Below are 16,507 nucleotides of genomic sequence, written 5' to 3'. Positions count from 1 at the left end.
CGTACGTGCGAAGGGAGTACGGAACACGGGGCGCGGAGGGCACACGCCGGCGTGGTGGCGTGATCGTACGGGCCGGTGCGGCCCCGATGGTGTGGCTGGGCGCCGTCGCGGCGGGCGGCGGGCTGGTGCCGGAGGGCTGACGCGGCGCCGGGTCGGACTGTACGCAGGAGCCGCACTGTTCCTCGTCGCGGCGGCCGTGGTGGCGTCGGTCCACCGTGGTCGCTACCGGGCGCTGGAGGCCGCTGCCGGCAGGGCCGCCAAGGGCGACTTCCTCCAGGACCGTGCCGTCACCGTGCGGAACTGGCGCCGGGCGCAACGGTGGTGGCTGCTCCAAGCCTTCGCCGCAGCCGTCGGGAGCGCCTTCGCCGTGCCTGCCGCCGGCGGGATGCTGCCGGCGGGCGCAGGGACCGGGCTGTGACTCAACGCGCGCTTCCTCGGCGGGCGGGAACGTGCGGCGGACGGCCTGTTCTGCGTGCGGACCGACCTGGTGGCCCGGGGGCGGCCTGCGCGTGCCGCGGTGACGGGCTGTCGGACGACCGGACCCGTCGTCGGCGACGCCGCGCCCGGCGGGGCGCGGCGCCGCTGAGGAAGGGCGACGGGAGCGGCGGATTCAGGCGCCGGACGTCGGACGACGGGGCGTCAGACCTCCAGCTCCGCCTCGATCTTCTTCAGCTGGTGGCGCGCCATCGCCAGGTTCGCGCGCTTGGTGTCCAGGGCCAGGTACAGGAACAGCCCGTTGCCGCCACGCGCCTTGAGCAGACGGATCAGGTGGTACTGCGTGCTGAGCGAGATGAGGATGTCCTCGATCTGGTCCTGGATGCCGAGCATCTCCATGGCGCGCAGCTTCGACCGCACCACGTCGGTGTTGCCCGCGGCGGCAACGGACAGGTCGAGTTGCTTGCCGCCGCCCAGCGTGCCGAGCGCCATGCCGCTCGTGTAGTCGACGAGCGCGACGCCGATGACGCCCTCGATCGAGGTCATCGCTTCCTTGAGGGCGGTTTCGGTGTTGGCCATGGTGGTGCCTTTCCTTCTCGATGGACTCATCTGGGTTGTGTGGTGTCGGGGTCATGACGGTCATGGCGGTCGAGCGCGCTCTCGACGAGTTCGCCTATGCGCGCCCCGGCGCGGCGGGCTTCGAGGTGCAGTCGCCCGACGTTGACGCGCGGTTCGGCGGTGACGGTGAGCACGGCCGCGGCCCCGGCCGCGTACGTCGCCACGTATCCGCTCTCACCGCGCACGAGCAGTTCGCGGAACCCGCCCTGGCCGGTGGCATCGGTGAGGCGCACGGCCACGCCGAGGGCCGCCGCGGTGAGGGCGGCGACGGTCTCCGCCTCCGAGTCCGGGGTGTCCCGGGCCAGGACGAGGCCGTCCACGCTGGCCGCGAGGGCACCGGTGAGCTGCGGTAACCGGGTCCTCAGCCGCTTGAGTTCGTCGAGGACTCCGGGGCTCGCGGTCATCAGCTGTCTCCTCTCGGCGCGCTGCCTCAGCGTGCGCATCACAGCGTTGCCTCCAGGGCGTCACGCAGTCGGCGGAGCAGGGCGACGTCCGGGTCCGCGGACATCTCCATGACCCGTGCGACTTCGGGTGGCGGTTCGGGCGGGGCGGCGGTGGCGGGGGTCTCGACGAGCCCGGCCGCGGCCAGCCGGCGTACGTCGACGAGGGTGTGGAAGGCGGGCCTGCCCAGGGCCCGGGCGATGTCGCCCGGGGTCCGCACGCCGTCGGCCAGTTCGAGCACGGCGGCCCGGCGCGGGACGACCCGGTCGCCGGGGTGCCGGGTGATGGGGACGACAGGAGCGGTGTCGGTCTCCGGGTGCGCCCAGAGCCGGTCGAGCAGCGCCCTGCGGCGCAGGGTCTCGCGCTGGACGGCGTCCGCCGGTACGGGTCGCACTGCCCCCATCCAGTGGGCGACCCCGTAACGGAACCGCGAGGGCCCGCTGTTGGGCGCGAGCGCGAAGTACGCGGCGTCGAACAGCGCCCCGAGGTGGCAGATCTCCAGCTCCCCGCCGGAGAGCCTGCCGCTGTCGACCAGATGCCGCCCGACGCTGCCGTGCGTGCCGGCCTCGCGGAGCGCCCCCTGCCAGCTGTCGGCGCCCAGCCGGCCGGCCGCGGTGAGCAGGACGTCGATCCCCGGAGCGGCGGGGCTCTCGGCGTGCACGACCTGCCCGTCGACGAGATAGAGCGTTCCCCGGTCCCGTAACAGCGCTCCGGTGGCTTTTTCGGCGGCGAGCCGCAGCAGCATCGGCGAGACGGCCGAACGAGACGAGCGGGTCGAAGGAGAGGTCCGAGACGAGAGAGAGGAGCGGGCCGGACGGGTCGAACGAGTCGGAAGAGGTGAGCCCGGGGAACCCGTCGGATCGGTCGCTCCCTTCGGCCCCGTCGAACCGGCTGGGACGGTCACTCCAGCACCAGCCGCTCGGTCAGGTCCCGCATCCGCAGGCGCGCCAGCGCGAGATTGCCCTCCGCTCGGTCGAGCCACAGATGCATCAGGACGCTGCTGTCGAAGCTCGTCTCGACGAAGCGCAGCACGTGGTAGCTGGTGCGGGTCGTGACGACGAGGTCCTCGACGGGAGGGCTCTTCACGGCCTCGGTGTTCTCCCCGCAGGGTGCCGGGGCGAAGGTGGGGTGCTCCGCCGCCATCCGCGCCAGCTCCGCGGTCTCGGCGGCCGCCGTCTCGTGGTCGTCGCCCGCCGCATCACCCACCGTGCCGAGGGCGAGCCCGCTGGTCCAGTCGACGAGGGCGGCGCCGCGTGCTCCGGGCAGCCGCATGGCGTGGAGCAGACACTCGTCGATTCCGGGCACGCAGAAATCCCCCTCCGGCACGTGTGCGAACGGCTAGGACGTAAGTCCGTAGCCATGAGGTTACGCAACGGAGTGTTGGCTGGTGGGACTTCTGGCATTTTCCAACGGAACATGCGGGCGGTCCGATAAGGTCCGCACTCGGCCCTGCCGGGCTGTTCGCTCCGGTGCGCGACGGTACGCCCGTTCAGCCCCGGGCCGCCTCCTCCTCGTGGCGGAACTTCATCCACACCTTGTTGACCGCCCACAGGCCGATCCCGATCGCCAGCAGCACCCCGGCCCGGATGTAGACCTCCGCCGCCCGCTCGGACAGCGGGCTGGCCAGGATGACCGACGCGATCGCCCCGAGCACCGGCAGGATCGTCGGCGTACGGAAGTGGGCATGGTCGACGCGGTCCTTGCGCAGCACCAGCACTGCCACATTGACCACGGCGAAGACGCAGAGCAGCAGGAAGGCCGTGGTGTCGCCGAGCCCTTCGATCTCGCCCGTGGTCACGAGGCCGATGGCGATCACGGTGACGAAGACGATTCCGGTGACGGGCGTGCGGCGGCGGCTCAGGACGCGGCCCATCCCGCGCGGCAGGACCTTCTCGTTGGCCAGGCCGTAGCAGAGCCGCGAGGCCATCATGATGTTGATCAGTGCGGAGTTGGTGACCGCGAAGAGCGCGATGGCCGCGAACAGCTTCGGCGGGAAGGCGACCCCGCCCGCCTTGACGACCTCCAGCAGTGGTCCGCTCGACGTCTGCAGCACCCTGTAGTCGACCAGCAGCGAGGACACCAGCGCGACCAGCACATAGATCGTGCCGGTGACGGCGACACCGATGAAGATCGCGCGAGGGAAGGAGCGGGTCGGATCCTTGGTCTCCTCCGCCATGTTGACCGAGTCCTCGAAGCCGACGAAGGCGAAGAAGCCGAGCGCCGTGGCGCCCAGCACGCTGGTCAGCAGCGCGTATCCGGTGCCCTCCGCCTGGAACTCGCCCAGCCGGGACGGCTCCCCGCCACCGGTCGCCACGGCCCATGCCCCGATGCAGAGGACCACGAGCAGACCCGACAGCTCGACGAGCGTCAGCACCATGTTGGTCTTCACGGACTCCGACACACCCCGCAGCGCGATGGCGGCGAGGGTGAGGATGAAGAGGATCGCGATGATCGTCGAGGGGATGGCGTCCGTGAACTCCAGGAAGTAGTCACCGCTGAACGCACGGGCCGCGGCGCTCGCCGACGACAGCCCGGAGCACATCACCATGAAGGCGACGATGAACGTCAGGAAGGGGAGCTTGAACGCCTTCTGGCTGTAGAGCGCGGCACCGGCCGCCTTCGGATACTTGCCGACGAGCTCGACGTACGACGCGGCCGTCAGGACCGCCACGACGAAGCCGAGCAGAAAGGGCAGCCACAGTGCGCCGCCCACCTTGCCCGCGACCTTTCCGGTCGTGGCGTAGATGCCGGTGCCGAGAATGTCGCCGATCACGAAGAGGAGCAGCAGTTTCGGACCGATGGCGCGTTTGAGCGACGGCTGGTGATCCGGTGCGGACGTGGGCGTGGATGTGGCCATGAGTCACCCTTGCCCGTCCCTCCCTACGGGATGCCTGCGGTGCGGCCGAACGAGTGCTCAGCCGCGTCGACTCTCCACCTCGGCCGCGACATCGGCGAGGTCCCGTGCGATCGCCTTGGCGACGGCCCGCTCGCCCAGAGGTCCGAGCACCTTGGCGAGCAGACCCGTGAAGCCCCCGGGCGGCGTGGCGGAGAACGTCATCCGGACCGTGGTCGTCTGGGGTCCGTCGGCCCGCAGCACGAACTCCGAGATGTAGTGGGTGCCGTGGGAGTCGGCCTCCACCACATAGCGCTCGGGCGGCTCGCTCGCGGTCACGTACAGCTCCTCGGTGGCTTCCTTGCCGAACATCCGGCGGGTCTCCCGCCACCGGGTGCCGGCATCGAAAGCCCCGTCCGTGAGGATCTCGACCTTGTCCACCCCGCTGAGCACGCGCTCCATGTCCTTCAGGTCGGTCAGGGCCTCCCAGACGGGGCCCTGCGACGCGGCGATCCGGCGCTCGACGACGACAGCTCTGCTGGTCATGGATCCATGGAACCACCGGGGTCCGACAACCGCCCGCTACAGCAGTGCCTCCGCGTGGGCCCCGCCGGACTCCGCGACGATCTCGTCCAGGGTCTGGGCGTCCCGCACGGTCGTGAACGCGACCCCGTCGGGATTTGAGCGGAAGCCGTGCACGGCAGGGCGGGCGAGGCTGTTGTACGCGTAGTGGTTGGTGAAGTAGTACGCGCCGGTGTCCAGCACCGCCACGACATCGCCCTGCTCCAGCAGCGGAAGGCTCCGGGCCTCGGCGAGCAGATCGCCCGCGAAGCAGGCGGGCCCGGCGACGTCCTGGACGACGTCGGGCCCTGTCCTGGACCGGCCCTTGGCGTCGTACGCGGCGACGCGGACCGGCCACGAGGTGGGGTCGTACACGGTACGGGTCGCCACCTGCGCGCCCCCGTGGGTGATCGCGATGGGCCGGGACCCCGTCGTCTTGGTGTACTCGACGCGGGCGAGGAGCGTGCCGTGCTTGGCGAGCAGTGACCGGCCGAACTCGGTGACCAGGCCGTACCGCCCGTCGAACAGCCCCGGGACCTCTCGGCGCAGCAGCCGGGCGTAGTCGGCGAAGGTCGGGGTCTCGTCGTCGGACGCGAAGTTGACGGGCAGACCGCCGCCGATGTCGAGTGTGTCGATCTGCTGCCGCCCCGCGCCCGCGTTGATCTCCTCGGCGAGCTCGTACACGGCCCGTACGCCCTCGGCCATGAGAGCGAGCGGCATCCCCTGCGAGCCGGAGTGGGTGTGCAGCCGGGTCAGCCAGGGCCGGTCGAGACAGGCGCGGACGATCCGGTCGCGGGCGCCTTCGTCGCGCAGCGCAATCCCGAACTTGGACGTCGCGGTGGCGGTGGACAGCGCCCCGATGGTGCCCGCGCCGATCTGCGCGTTCACGCGCAGACCGATGGGGGATGCGGGCGGCGTGACCTGGACGAGGGTGTCGATCCGGCCGAGTTCCTGCAGGTTGTCGGCATTGACGGCGATCCCGCCCGTGAGGGCCGTGTGCAGCTCGGCGAGCGTCTTGGCGGGGGAGTCGAACACGGTCCGACCGGGCGGTACGCCCGCGGCGCGGGCCAGCGCCAGCTCGCCGGGGCTGGCGACCTCCGCGCCGATGCCCTCCTCGTGCAGCAGCCGCAGGACGGGCACCAGAGGGGTGGCCTTCACGGCGAAGGCGTGCAGGACCGGGGCATCGGTGATCTCCTGGAAGGCGGCCCTGAGCGCGGCGGCGGAGGCGCGGATGCCGGCGGTGTCGAGGAGCGCGGTGACGGGCTCGGTCTCCGTGAGCAGACCCTGTTCCACGGCCGCGCGTACGGCCTGATCGCGACGGACTGAAGCCATGAGGTCCAGCCAATCATCCGAAGCCGCCCGCCGCAGTGGTTGACTGAAATTATTCAGCGCGCGAGGATGTGAATAGAAGAGTCAACGTCACGAGGAGGCATCGGCATGTCTGGACCCCGTCCCGTACGGGCACCGCGTGGTACGGAACTGAACACCCTCGGGTGGCAGCAGGAAGCCGCGCTGCGCATGCTCCAGAACAACCTCGACCCGGAGGTCGCCGAGCACCCCGACAAGCTCGTCGTCTACGGCGGCACGGGCAAGGCGGCCCGGGACTGGCGCTCCTTCGACGCGATGGTGCGCACGCTGCAGACGCTGAAGCAGGACGAGACGATGCTCGTCCAGTCCGGCCGCCCGGTCGGTGTGATGCAGACCCACGAGTGGGCGCCGCGCGTGCTCATCGCCAACTCCAACCTGGTGGGCGACTGGGCGAACTGGGAGGAGTTCCGGCGCCTGGAGGCTCTCGGGCTCACCATGTACGGCCAGATGACCGCCGGCTCGTGGATCTACATCGGCACCCAGGGCATCCTGCAGGGCACGTACGAGACCTTCGCGGCGGTGGCCGCCAAGCTGCATTCCCTGGGCAAAGGGGTCGACGGCACCCTGGCCGGGACGATCACGCTCACCGCGGGTCTCGGCGGCATGGGCGGCGCCCAGCCGCTGGCCGTCACCATGAACGACGGCGTCGCGATCTGTATCGACTGCGACCCCCGCGCGATCGAGCGCCGCATCGAGCACCGCTACCTGGACGTGAGGGCCGACAACCTCGCCCACGCCCTCCAGCTCGCGGTGGAGGCCCGGGACGCCCGCCGCCCGCTCTCGATCGGTCTGCTCGGCAATGCGGCGGAGCTGCTGCCGCAGATGCTCGCCGAGGGCGCCCCGATCGACATCGTGACCGACCAGACTTCGGCCCACGACCCGCTCTCGTACCTGCCGGTGGGCGTCGACTTCGCCGACATGGCGTCGTACGCGGCCAAGGACCCGGCGGGCTTCACGACCCGTGCCCGCGAGTCCATGGCCAGGCACGTGGAGGCCATGGTCGGCTTCATGGACGCCGGCGCCGAGGTCTTCGACTACGGCAACTCGATCCGCGGCGAGGCGCAACTGGCCGGCTACGAGCGGGCGTTCGCGTTCCCCGGTTTCGTGCCCGCCTACATCCGGCCGCTGTTCTGCGAGGGCAAGGGCCCCTTCCGCTGGGCGGCGCTGTCCGGCGATCCCGCCGACATCGCGAAGACCGACCGCGCGATCCTGGACCTCTTCCCGGAGAACGAGTCCCTGGCCCGCTGGATCAAGTTGGCGGGCGAGCGGGTCCACTTCCAGGGCCTGCCGGCGCGCATCTGCTGGCTGGGCTACGGCGAGCGCGACCGCGCGGGCGAGCGCTTCAACGACATGGTGGCGAGCGGCGAGCTCGCGGCCCCGCTGGCCATCGGCCGTGACCACCTCGACTGCGGCTCGGTCGCGTCCCCGTACCGCGAGACCGAGGCGATGCTCGACGGCTCGGACGCGATCGCCGACTGGCCGCTGCTGAACGCGATGGTGAACGTCGCGTCCGGCGCGTCATGGGTGTCCATCCACCACGGTGGCGGCGTCGGCATGGGCCGCTCGATCCACGCGGGCCAGGTGACGGTGGCGGACGGCACGAAGCTGGCCGGAGAGAAGATCCGGCGGGTCCTGACGAACGACCCAGGGATGGGCGTCATCCGGCATGTCGATGCCGGCTACGACATCGCCGAGTCCGTGGCCGAGGACCGCGGCGTCCGCATCCCGATGCGGGAGGGCCGGTGACCCGGTCCGCGGGCGACGGTTCCTCCCCCGAAGTTCCGCCTGGGAGGAACCCCCGGGCGGACCGGGCGGGCGCGAACCAACCCACCGGCCCGCAGCCGGACGGCGTGAACGACGGCCCGCAACCCGGCGGGGACTCCTTCGAAGTTCCGCCTGGGAGGAACCCCCGGGCGGACCGGGCGGGCGCGAACCAACCCACCGGCCCGCAGCCGGACGGCGTGAACGACGGCCCGCAACCCGGCGGGGACTCCTTCCACGACATGTGGGCCGACCTCGCGCCCGTCGGGCGCAACCCGGACAGTGGCGGCTACCGCCGCTTCGCCTGGACCGGCGCCGACGCCGACTGCCGGACCTGGTTCCAGGAGCAGGCGGAGGCGCGCGGCCTCACGTACGAGACCGACCGCAACGGGAACCAGTGGGCATGGCTCGGCGACCCCACCGCCGGTGACGCCGTCGTCACCGGCTCCCACCTCGACTCCGTCCCCGACGGCGGTGCCTTCGACGGCCCCCTCGGTGTCGTCTCCGCCTTCGCCGCGCTCGACGAACTCCGCCGCAGGGGAATGGAGTTCACCAGGCCGGTCGCGATCACCAACTTCGGTGACGAGGAGGGCGCCCGCTTCGGCCTCGCCTGCGTCGGCTCCCGCCTCACCGCCGGGCAGCTGACCAAGGAGAAGGCGTACGAGCTCAGGGACGCGGACGGGGTGACCCTTCCCGAGGCCATGGAGGCGGCCGGTTACGACCCGGACGCCATCGGCCCCGACCCCGAGCGCCTGGCCCGTATCGGCGCGTTCGTCGAGCTGCACGTCGAGCAGGGCCGTGCCCTCGCCGTGCCTGACAGCGGCTCCGCCGCGGGCACCGGCTCCGCCGTCGGCATCGCGAGCGCCATCTGGCCGCACGGCCGCTGGCGGTTCGACTTCCACGGCGAGGCCAACCACGCGGGCACCACGCGCCTCGTCGACCGCCGCGATCCGATGCTGACGTACGCGCAGACCGTCGTCGCCGCCCGCCGCGAGGCGGAACTCGCCGGTGCGGTCGCCACCTTCGGCAAGATCTCCGTCGAGCCGAACGGCGTCAACGCCATCCCGTCCCTCGTCCGCGGCTGGCTCGACTCGCGCGCCGCCGACCAGGGGACCCTCGACACGGTCGTCGCCGCGATCGAGCAGGCCGCGAAGGAGCACGCGCAGCGGGACGGCGTGGACCTCGCGGTCGTCCGGGAGTCGTTCACCCCGGTCGTCGAGTTCGCTCACGCGCTGCGCGACGAGCTGAACCGGATCCTCGGCGGCCGGGTCCCGGTGCTCGGCACCGGCGCGGGACACGACGCGGGAATCCTGTCCGCGGCCGTCCCGACCGCCATGCTGTTCGTACGGAACCCGACGGGCGTCTCGCACTCCCCCGCCGAGTACGCGGCCGAGGACGACTGCGTCGCCGGGGTCCTCGCACTCGCCGATGTACTGGAGGGTCTGGCGTGCAGGTGACCACGTACTGGACGGAATACGCCTGGCTCGGCACCCATGTCGAGCCGGGCGCGGCCCTCGACGTGGCGGACGGCCGGATCACCGCCGTGCGCAGGGGCGTCGAGGCTCCCCCGCCAGGTGCTGTGGCGCTGCGCGGCCTCACGCTCCCCGGACTGGCGAACACCCATTCGCACGCCTTCCACCGTGCGCTGCGCGGGCTCGTCCAGGTGGGCTCGGGGACCTTCTGGACATGGCGCGAGTTCATGTACCAGGTCGCGGCCCGGCTGACGCCTGAGTCGTACCACGCGCTGGCGCGGGCCGTGTACGCGGAGATGGCCCTGGCCGGGGTCACGGCGGTGGGCGAGTTCCACTACGTGCACCACGCGCCGGGCGGCACGCCGTACGCCGACCCCAACGCCATGGGCGAGGCGCTGATCGCGGCGGCGGAGGACGCGGGCATCCGGATGACCCTGCTGGACACGGCGTACCTGGCGTCCGCCATCGGGAGCAAGCACACCGGCGAGCCCCCGACCGCGCACCAGCTCCGCTTCTCCGACGGCACGGCGGACGCATGGGCGGAGCGGGTGTCGCTGCTGAAGGGCGGCGAGACGGTACGCATCGGCGCGGCGATCCACTCCGTACGGGCGGTTCCGGCGGAGCAGATGTCCGTCGTCGCTTCCTGGGCGGGCGAGCGGAACTCTCCCCTCCATGTCCATCTGTCCGAGCAGACCGCGGAGAACGACGCCTGCCTCGCCGCGCACGGCTGCACGCCGACGCGGCTGCTCGCCGACCACGGTGTGCTGGGGCCTCGGACGACGGGCGTCCACAACACCCATCTCACGGACCAGGACATCGCGCTGCTCGGCGGCAGCGGGACCGGCACGTGCATGTGCCCGACGACCGAGCGGGACCTGGCCGATGGGATCGGGCCCGCGTCCGCCCTCCAGAAGGCGGGCTCACCGCTGTCGCTCGGCAGCGACAGCCATGCGGTGATCGACCTCCTGGAGGAGGCGCGCGCGATGGAACTGAACGAGCGCCTGCGCTCGCGCACGCGTGGCCACTGGACGGCCGCGGCGCTGCTGCGTGCCGCCTCGGAGGACGGGCACGCGGCGCTGGGCTGGGACGGTGCGGGCCGGCTGGAGGCGGGTGCGCTCGCCGACTTCACGACCGTCGCGCTGGACACGGTGCGGACGGCGGGGCAGGTGCCGAGGCTGGGCGCGGAGACGGCGGTCTTCGCGGCGACGGCCGCGGACGTCCGCCACACGGTGGTGGCGGGCCGGCACATCGTCCGGGACGGCGTGCATACGTCGGTGCCGGACGTGCCGTCGGCGCTGACGGAGGCGATCGAGGCACTGCGGGGCTGACGGACCGGGGTGACGGCCGGGGCCGGGGCGGGCCGGCGGGCCTGACCGGCCTGAGGCCTGACGGCTGCGCGCTCGCCTTGGGAGCCATCCGGCCGGTTCATGACGTTCCGGCCAGGTCCGTGCCGACTTCGCGCGCCTCGTATGCCGTCGTGCAGAGGCTGAGTGGATGAGTCACTGACCCATCTCTTTACTGACGAGTAGTCATGCTCCACTCTGGGGGTGCCGGGCCGTTCTGCGGCCCGGCACCAGGTCACAGGTGTGCCTGCGTGCGCGCGCCCGCTGTTCGTATGCCTGTCGCCGCCGTGTCTGTACGCCGCTCCGAAACCATCACCCGCCACCAGAGCGAGCGCGATCCGCAGCCGGGCCGGTCGCTCATCGAGGAAGGCAGGAATCGCCTTGTCCGGTTCGCGCCGCATCCATAGATCTGTCATGTCCCTGGCGATCGCGCTGGGGCTGTGTGCCGCAGCGCTTGTGCCGGGAACGGCCTCGGCCGCCCCGCGCTCGGAGTCCCCGGCCACCGGCGCCACGACCACCGCATCCCGGGCCGTGGCCACGACCGCATCCTGGCCCGGCCCGTTCACCGAGCCCGCCTTCGCCACGACCTGCGACTGGCACCGCTTCGGCGAGGGCGAGATCCCGCCCTGGTGGCTGATGTTCCGCGATCCGCTGTGTGTGGAGTACAGCAAGCGCGACATCACTTTCGACAACGGCGGCGCCCTGCGCTTCCTCGTCGCCGAGCCCTCGCGCTTCGCCCTCGCGATGGTCACCTGCCGCTACTACCAGAAGGACCACTGGAGCGTGCAGACCACCACCGGCTCGACGCCCTGGGTGACCTGGGACGGCCAGTACTGGTGGGACAAGACCGGGCGGCGGGCCGGGGCACGGCTGTCCGACTTCCGCATCCACGGCACGAGCGTCGGCATCGGTGACGCCGTCGCGGCGCTCCGCCCGGCCTTCCCGGAGCTGGCCGACGTGCTGGACGACTACGGCAGGGCCGCCGGGGAGACGGGCCTGACCGCCTCCCTCCCCCTCGACCTGCGCTGCTCCCTGGCCGGGTGAGCACCATGTCTTCCTTCGACCGGAGGGCGGTCCTCAAGGCCCTCGCCCGGGCCGCCGTCGCTCTGACCGCCGGTCAGCTCCCGGCCGCCTCCGGGGCGGCGGCTGCCGAGGCCGGGTCCGGTGGCCGGACGGTGCAGACGATGGAGGCGTTCGCCGACACCCTGATCCCCGGCGAACGCCGCTTCGCCGGGGACCTGCCCATCGCCGGAGCCGTCAGCGGCCCGGGCGCCGTACAGGCCGGCGTGATCCAGACGCTCACCTCGCAAGAACTGCCCCTGGCGCCGCTGCTGCCGGAGATCGCGGCCCTGCTGAACGCCCGGGCGGTCGCCTACGCCGCCACCCACCTCGTGCTGCTGCCGATCACCGTCCCCGCCTTCGTCGGCCTGCCCTTCCGCCACCGCACCGCCCTCGTACGCGGCCTGTTCGGCCACGAGGAACCGGACCGCGTCATCTGGCAGATGTTCAGCCTGCTGACCGGCCTCGCCTTCGACACCGCCGCCCATCTCGACACCCGCCAGGCCCTGGCCACGGGCCACCCCGGACTGACCTGGCTGGGCTTCCCGCCGCCAGACCCCGACGGCCTGTGGCGTTTCCCCGACCACTCCTACGGCAGGGCCCTCGCCGCCCTCCACCCCGCCACCACCGCCTCGGGGAGTCCCGCATGAGCGCCGAGACCACGGATGTCCTCGTCATCGGCAGCGGCTTCGGCGGAGCGATCCCCGCGTACTACCTCGCCGCCGGGGGCGCCCGCGTCACCGTCCTCGAACGCGGCCCGCGCCTGGCCGCGGCCGACTTCACCCACTCGATGCACCTGGGCACGTACAACCGGATCGTCGACGTCATCCGCGGTGACGGCGTCGCCGTGGTCGCGGGCAACTGCGTCGGCGGCGGCAGTGTCGTCTACTTCGCCGCGTCCCTCAGAGCCCCGGCCTTCGTCTTCGAACGCCGCGGCAGCCTCGGACGGCGCATCTGGCCGGCCTCCCTCACCCGCGCGGCGCTCGACCCCTGGTACGACCGTGTCGAGGCGGCGATCCCGGTCACCCGCGCCGGCTGGCCCGACGTGTCCTACGCGGGCGGCGTGCTCGCCGCCGCGTGCGCTCGGGCCGGCCACACCTGCAACCCCGTCCCCGTGGCCGTCGACACCGAGCGGTGCACCAACTGCAACTGGATGCTGTCCGGCTGCCGCTTCGACGCCAAACGCTCGATGCTGCTCAACTACCTGCCCGCCGCCGAGGCACACGGGGCGACGATCCGGCCCCTGCACGAGGTCCAGACCCTCGGCGCCTCCCCGATCCCGGGCTACCGCTACGCCGTCACCTACACCGTCCTCGAACCCGACGACTACGCCTGCACCCTGCAGACCGGCACCGTCCACGCCAAGGTGGTCGTCCTGGCCGCCGGAGCCGTCGGCACCCCCGTCGTCCTGCAGCGCTCCGCCCTGCTGCTCGGTGGCATCCCGGGCGCGGTGGGACGGTACTTCTCCGGGAACGGCGACCGCGTCAGCGTCGCCGACGTGGACGAGAGCAAGGTGCGCTCGCTGCTGGGCCTGTCCCGCCCGGACGGCGTCCCGTACGAGGGGCTGCCGATCGGCCGCCCCATCACGGCGGCGACGTACGACTATCTGGATGCGGCGGCACCCGAGTACAGCCGGTTCATGCTCCAGCAGATCTACTTCCCTTCCGTCACCAATGTGCTCGCCCAGGCCACCGATCCGCCTCACTGGTTCGGCATCCCCGGCCGTGACCTCCGCTCCCGCCGGCGGTCCTGGCTCACGCTCCTCGCGATGACGGAGGACGACAACGAGGGCACCTTCGGCGCCGTCCCCCCGCTCACCGGCAGCTTCACCCGCCTGGCTCCCGGGCTCGGCCTGGGCACGATGACCTACCGCCCCACCGCCCGGACCCGCGGGGGCTGGGCAAAGGCGGACGCGGCCCTGCGCGGCATCCTCGAGAAGGACGGCCTGGCCCGGGTCCTCCCCTGGAGCGAGGACGTCGCCGGGACCGTGACCGCCCACCCCATCAGCTCGGTCCGCATGGGCGACAGCCCTGACATCAGCGCCCTCACCGACACCAACGAACTGCGCGGCCACCCCGGCCTGTTCGTCACCGACGGCTCCGCGGTCCCCACCTCCCTCACCGTGAACCCGTCACTCACCATCGCCGCCCTCGCCGAACGCGCCACGCCCGCTATCACCGACCGAGCGGCACAGGCGGGGGTCCCGGTCCGGTACGGAGCGCCGCTGCCGGTGCCCTGACGGGTCGCCTCGGCGGGCTCCCCTGTGGCCGCCGGCCGGTTCGCGGTGCTGGGCGAGGTCGTTGCCGACGACCTCGCAGCCGGACTCGCGGGCCTCGGTCACCGCGATCACCCGCGGGACGAGCGGCGAACGGCTTCCGGGCGACCAGGACTTGGTGGTGAGGCCGCGGCGTCCCAGCAGTCGGCGAGCATCTCGACGAACAGGAGGCCGCGGCCCCGGCCCTCGGCTCGGCTCCGGCTCCGCCGCCTGGGCCGGCTTTCTGCCGTGCGCCTCCGGGTCGCGGCCGCGGTGCTCGGCTCGGCTTCGGCTCCGCCGCCTGGGCCGGCTTTCTGCCGTGCGCCTCCGGGTCGCGGCCGCGGTGCTCGGCTGTGAAAGCATGGGGCGTCGAGGTCTGCTCCCTGGCCGTAGGGGGTCGGAACCCCACGGAGAGGAACCATGACCAGCACCGTCATCACCAACATCGGCTCCCTCGTCACCAACGACCCCGCCGTCGGCGAAGGGCCCCTGGGACTGGTCGAGGACGCCGCCGTCGTCCTCGACGGCGACACCGTGGCCTGGGTCGGCCGTGCCGCGGACGCGCCCGCCGCCGACGGGGCGTACGACGCCGGCGGCCGGGCCGTGATCCCCGGGTTCGTGGACTCCCACTCGCACCTCGTCTTCGCGGGCGACCGCACCCAGGAGTTCAACGCCCGCATGTCCGGCCGTGCCTACTCCGCGGGCGGCATCCGGACCACCGTCGCCGCGACCCGCGCCGCCACCGACGAGGAGCTGGAGGGGAACCTCACCCGCTACCTCGACGAGGCACTGCGGCAGGGCACGACGACGTTCGAGACCAAGTCCGGCTACGGGCTCACCGTCGAGGACGAGGCCCGCGCCCTGCGGATCGCGGCCCGGCACACCGACGAGGTGACGTACCTCGGCGCCCACGTCGTGTCCCCGGACTACGCCGACGACCCGGCGGGCTACGTCGCCCTCGTCACCGGCGAGATGCTCGACGCCTGCGCACCGCATGCCCGCTGGGTCGACGTGTTCTGCGAGAAGGGGGCGTTCGACGGGGACCAGGCCCGTGCGGTGCTCACCGCGGGCATGGCGAAGGGCCTCAGCCCGCGCGTCCACGCCAACCAGCTGACCTACGGCCCGGGCGTGCAACTCGCCGTCGAGCTCGACGCGGCCAGCGCCGACCACTGCACCCACCTCACCCAGCAGGACGTCGACGCCCTCGCGAGCGGAAACACCGTGGCGACCCTGCTGCCCGGTGCCGAGTTCTCCACCCGCGCCGAGTGGCCCGACGCCCGCCGCCTCCTCGACGCGGGCGTGACCGTCGCCCTGTCGACCGACTGCAACCCGGGCTCGTCGTTCACGTCCTCCGTGCCGTTCTGCATCGCGCTGGCGGTACGGGACATGGGGATGACCCCGGACGAGGCCCTCTGGTCCGCCACGGCCGGCGGCGCCGCGGCCCTCCGCCGCACCGACATCGGCCGCATCGCCCCCGGGGCCCGCGCCGACCTCGCCCTCCTCGACGCCCCGTCGCACGTCCACCTCGCGTACCGCCCGGGCGTGCCCCTGGTGTCTGCCGTGTGGCGGCGGGGCATTCAGGTGGCCGGGCAGGCGGGCCCGGGCCACGACGCCCGGTAGCGGGGTCCACCGCCCTGCTCGCACATGGCCTCTGCGAGCATGAGTGCGTTCCTGCCGCTCCCGATGCCGTCCGGCACCCTCGTCGCGCCTCCTTCCCCGCGCCCCGCTCGGTCGGGGGTGGGGAGGGGCGGAGTCACTGTCAGAGCCGGGCGCTATCCATGACACATGGAAACCGAGCACGCCAACCCTGACGACCTGGCCGCGCTGCGCGCCGCCTTCGGTGTGGACGACGGTGGGGAGTCGGCGCTGGGCTGGGAGGCGGTGCGCGCCTTCGAGGCGGAGCACGGCGTCGTCCTGCCCGAGCCGTACCGGACGTTCGTGGCGGAGATCACCGACGGGTCGTACACCGGGCCGCCGGATTACGGCCTGGTGGGGCTGGCCGAGCTGCCGGACGACTGGGGAGACGACCGGCCCGTCCGCGACGTGAGCCGGCCCTTCCCGCTGACCGAGGCGTGGCTGTGGGAGGAGGACCCCAGGCCGTTCGAGGAGATCGAGCCGATCCTCGACCCGGTCTTCGACCATGGGTCGATCGTGCTCGGCACCGATGGCTGCGGGATGTACTGGCACCTCATCGTGACCGGACCGCACCGAGGGCACATCTGGAACATCTGCGGTGAGGGCGCTGCGCCGTTCGGGGCGGAGTTCGGGTCCACCACCGGTGACCCCGGGTTCGCCGGGTGGGTCGGGCATTGGGCCGCGAACAAGCCGTGGTTCGACGCGGAGTGAGGTGCTGGACGCCTGG

15 protein-coding genes and 1 pseudogene are annotated in these 16,507 nt (G+C 72.4%); 9 read left to right on the top strand and 7 right to left on the bottom strand.

The window, feature by feature from the left end:
* Positions 1–86 precede the first annotated feature (86 nt).
* Positions 87–586, top strand: a pseudogene (locus tag ABT078_RS15645) (hypothetical protein).
* Between the two features lie 53 nt (positions 587–639).
* Here ABT078_RS15645 and ABT078_RS15640 read toward each other — a convergent pair.
* The 7 genes from ABT078_RS15640 to ABT078_RS15610 form a co-directional block, all read right to left on the bottom strand.
* Positions 640–1,014 (bottom strand): hypothetical protein, encoded by a 375-nt coding sequence (locus ABT078_RS15640; RefSeq protein ID WP_351227857.1) that lies wholly within the window; start codon positions 1,012–1,014, stop codon positions 640–642.
* Positions 1,015–1,040: 26 nt separating this feature from the next.
* Positions 1,041–1,457: a roadblock/LC7 domain-containing protein gene (locus tag ABT078_RS15635; RefSeq protein WP_351227855.1), complete on the bottom strand. Its 417-nt coding sequence runs from the start codon at positions 1,455–1,457 to the stop codon at positions 1,041–1,043.
* 38 nt (positions 1,458–1,495) lie between these two features.
* Complete coding sequence (locus ABT078_RS15630) at positions 1,496–2,239, bottom strand: transcriptional regulator (protein ID WP_351227853.1); 744 nt, start codon at positions 2,237–2,239, stop codon at positions 1,496–1,498.
* A gap of 155 nt (positions 2,240–2,394) precedes the next feature.
* Positions 2,395–2,799: a hypothetical protein gene (locus ABT078_RS15625; RefSeq protein ID WP_351227851.1), complete on the bottom strand. Its 405-nt coding sequence runs from the start codon at positions 2,797–2,799 to the stop codon at positions 2,395–2,397.
* 184 nt (positions 2,800–2,983) lie between these two features.
* Entirely contained in the window at positions 2,984–4,351 is a 1,368-nt protein-coding gene (locus ABT078_RS15620) for an APC family permease (protein WP_351227849.1), read from the bottom strand.
* 57 nt (positions 4,352–4,408) lie between these two features.
* Complete coding sequence (locus ABT078_RS15615; RefSeq protein ID WP_351227847.1) at positions 4,409–4,873, bottom strand: SRPBCC family protein; 465 nt, start codon at positions 4,871–4,873, stop codon at positions 4,409–4,411.
* 36 nt (positions 4,874–4,909) lie between these two features.
* Positions 4,910–6,220, bottom strand: a complete 1,311-nt coding sequence (locus tag ABT078_RS15610; RefSeq protein ID WP_351227845.1) for a type III PLP-dependent enzyme domain-containing protein — start codon at positions 6,218–6,220, stop codon at positions 4,910–4,912.
* A 105-nt stretch (positions 6,221–6,325) separates the two neighbouring features.
* Between ABT078_RS15610 and hutU the strand changes: the two genes are divergently transcribed.
* The 8 genes from hutU to ABT078_RS15570 all read left to right on the top strand — a co-directional run bounded on the left by hutU (position 6,326) and on the right by ABT078_RS15570 (position 16,491).
* On the top strand, positions 6,326–8,002 hold the full coding sequence (hutU, locus tag ABT078_RS15605) for a urocanate hydratase (protein WP_351227843.1): 1,677 nt from the start codon (positions 6,326–6,328) through the stop codon (positions 8,000–8,002).
* Positions 8,003–8,259: 257 nt separating this feature from the next.
* The gene (locus ABT078_RS15600; RefSeq protein ID WP_351227971.1) at positions 8,260–9,474 is read left to right on the top strand and encodes an allantoate amidohydrolase; all 1,215 of its coding nucleotides are present in this window, start codon (positions 8,260–8,262) and stop codon (positions 9,472–9,474) included.
* Positions 9,465–10,817: a formimidoylglutamate deiminase gene (locus ABT078_RS15595; protein ID WP_351227841.1), complete on the top strand. Its 1,353-nt coding sequence runs from the start codon at positions 9,465–9,467 to the stop codon at positions 10,815–10,817. Before ABT078_RS15600 ends, ABT078_RS15595 begins: the two co-directional genes overlap by 10 nt.
* A 429-nt stretch (positions 10,818–11,246) precedes the next feature.
* On the top strand, positions 11,247–11,876 hold the full coding sequence (locus ABT078_RS15590; RefSeq protein WP_351227839.1) for a hypothetical protein: 630 nt from the start codon (positions 11,247–11,249) through the stop codon (positions 11,874–11,876).
* 5 nt (positions 11,877–11,881) lie between these two features.
* Positions 11,882–12,541 (top strand): DUF5987 family protein, encoded by a 660-nt coding sequence (locus ABT078_RS15585; protein WP_351227969.1) that lies wholly within the window; start codon positions 11,882–11,884, stop codon positions 12,539–12,541.
* Complete coding sequence (locus ABT078_RS15580; RefSeq protein WP_351227837.1) at positions 12,538–14,130, top strand: GMC family oxidoreductase N-terminal domain-containing protein; 1,593 nt, start codon at positions 12,538–12,540, stop codon at positions 14,128–14,130. Before ABT078_RS15585 ends, ABT078_RS15580 begins: the two co-directional genes overlap by 4 nt.
* A 435-nt stretch (positions 14,131–14,565) precedes the next feature.
* On the top strand, positions 14,566–15,765 hold the full coding sequence (hutI, locus tag ABT078_RS15575) for an imidazolonepropionase (RefSeq protein WP_351227835.1): 1,200 nt from the start codon (positions 14,566–14,568) through the stop codon (positions 15,763–15,765).
* A gap of 165 nt (positions 15,766–15,930) precedes the next feature.
* Complete coding sequence (locus ABT078_RS15570) at positions 15,931–16,491, top strand: SMI1/KNR4 family protein (protein WP_351227833.1); 561 nt, start codon at positions 15,931–15,933, stop codon at positions 16,489–16,491.
* Positions 16,492–16,507: the final 16 nt, after the last annotated feature.

Origin of the sequence: Streptomyces sp. NPDC002133 (assembly GCF_040296405.1) — a bacterium.
In the GTDB taxonomy this organism is placed as follows: Bacteria; Actinomycetota; Actinomycetes; order Streptomycetales; family Streptomycetaceae; genus Streptomyces.
Note: the sequence above shows the minus strand (reverse complement) of the source record. Positions and strands in the feature narration are given on the sequence as shown.

Excerpts from the sequence above, each read along its gene's own strand:
- ABT078_RS15640 (WP_351227857.1), bottom strand. The coding sequence starts at position 1,014 with ATGGCCAACACCGAAACCGCCCTCAAGGAAGCGATGACCTCGATCGAG.
- ABT078_RS15635 (WP_351227855.1), bottom strand. The coding sequence starts at position 1,457 with ATGACCGCGAGCCCCGGAGTCCTCGACGAACTCAAGCGGCTGAGGACC.
- ABT078_RS15630 (WP_351227853.1), bottom strand. The coding sequence starts at position 2,239 with ATGCTGCTGCGGCTCGCCGCCGAAAAAGCCACCGGAGCGCTGTTACGG.
- ABT078_RS15620 (WP_351227849.1), bottom strand. The coding sequence starts at position 4,351 with ATGGCCACATCCACGCCCACGTCCGCACCGGATCACCAGCCGTCGCTC.
- ABT078_RS15615 (WP_351227847.1), bottom strand. The coding sequence starts at position 4,873 with ATGACCAGCAGAGCTGTCGTCGTCGAGCGCCGGATCGCCGCGTCGCAG.
- ABT078_RS15610 (WP_351227845.1), bottom strand. The coding sequence starts at position 6,220 with ATGGCTTCAGTCCGTCGCGATCAGGCCGTACGCGCGGCCGTGGAACAG.
- hutU (WP_351227843.1), top strand. The coding sequence starts at position 6,326 with ATGTCTGGACCCCGTCCCGTACGGGCACCGCGTGGTACGGAACTGAAC.
- ABT078_RS15600 (WP_351227971.1), top strand. The coding sequence starts at position 8,260 with ATGTGGGCCGACCTCGCGCCCGTCGGGCGCAACCCGGACAGTGGCGGC.
- ABT078_RS15590 (WP_351227839.1), top strand. The coding sequence starts at position 11,247 with ATGTCCCTGGCGATCGCGCTGGGGCTGTGTGCCGCAGCGCTTGTGCCG.
- ABT078_RS15585 (WP_351227969.1), top strand. The coding sequence starts at position 11,882 with ATGTCTTCCTTCGACCGGAGGGCGGTCCTCAAGGCCCTCGCCCGGGCC.
- ABT078_RS15580 (WP_351227837.1), top strand. The coding sequence starts at position 12,538 with ATGAGCGCCGAGACCACGGATGTCCTCGTCATCGGCAGCGGCTTCGGC.
- hutI (WP_351227835.1), top strand. The coding sequence starts at position 14,566 with ATGACCAGCACCGTCATCACCAACATCGGCTCCCTCGTCACCAACGAC.
- ABT078_RS15570 (WP_351227833.1), top strand. The coding sequence starts at position 15,931 with ATGGAAACCGAGCACGCCAACCCTGACGACCTGGCCGCGCTGCGCGCC.